We start from the raw sequence: 1,022 nt of genomic DNA, 5'->3' as shown, positions 1-1,022 counted from the left end.
GTGCTGGTCGAGGTGAAGGCGACGGGCATCTGCCACACCGACGAGTTCACGCTGTCGGGCGCCGACCCGGAAGGCATCTTCCCGGCCATCCTCGGCCACGAGGGCGCGGGCGTCGTCGTCGACGTCGGCCCGGGCGTCACCTCGCTGAGGAAGGGCGACCACGTCATCCCGCTCTATACGCCCGAATGCCGCGCCTGCCCGTCCTGCCTGTCGCGCAAGACGAACCTGTGCACCGCCATCCGCGCCACCCAGGGCCAGGGCCTGATGCCGGACGGCACATCGCGCTTTTCCATCGGCAAGGACAGGATCTTCCACTACATGGGCTGCTCGACCTTCGCCAACTACACGGTGCTGCCGGAGATCGCGCTCGCCAAGGTCAATCCGGACGCCCCCTTCGACAAGATCTGCTACATCGGCTGCGGCGTGACGACCGGCATCGGCGCCGTCATCAACACGGCCAAGGTCGAGATCGGCTCCACCGCCATCGTCTTCGGGCTGGGCGGCATCGGCCTCAACGTCATCCAGGGCCTCAGGCTTGCCGGCGCCGACGTGATCATCGGCGTCGACCTCAACAACGACAAGAAGGAATGGGGCGAGCGCTTCGGCATGACGCACTTCGTCAATCCGAAGGAGGTCGACGGCGACATCGTGCCCTACCTCGTCAACATGACGAAGCGCGGGGCCGACCAGATCGGCGGCGCGGACTATACGTTCGACTGCACCGGCAATACCAAGGTCATGCGCCAGGCGCTCGAATCCTCCCATCGCGGCTGGGGCAAGTCGGTGATCATCCGCGTTGCCGGCGCGGGGCAGGAAATCTCCACCCGCCCGTTCCAGCTCGTCACCGGCCGCACCTGGATGGGCACCGCCTTCGGCGGCGCGCGCGGGCGCACGGACGTGCCGAAGATCGTCGACTGGTACATGGAGGGCAAGATCGAGATCGACCCGATGATCACCCACACCATGCCGCTCGAGGACATCAACAAGGGCTTCGACCTCATGCACGAGGGCAAGTCCATCCG

General features: G+C 66.2%; 1 protein-coding gene. It reads left to right on the top strand.

The features are described from left to right. A partial coding sequence (locus ACIIOY_RS26760) for an S-(hydroxymethyl)glutathione dehydrogenase/class III alcohol dehydrogenase (protein ID WP_411037709.1) occupies positions 1–1,022 on the top strand: 1,022 nt, incomplete at both ends.

This window comes from Shinella agrisoli, from assembly GCF_046557955.1.
GTDB lineage: Bacteria > Pseudomonadota > Alphaproteobacteria > Rhizobiales > Rhizobiaceae > Shinella.
Note: the sequence above shows the minus strand (reverse complement) of the source record. Positions and strands in the feature narration are given on the sequence as shown.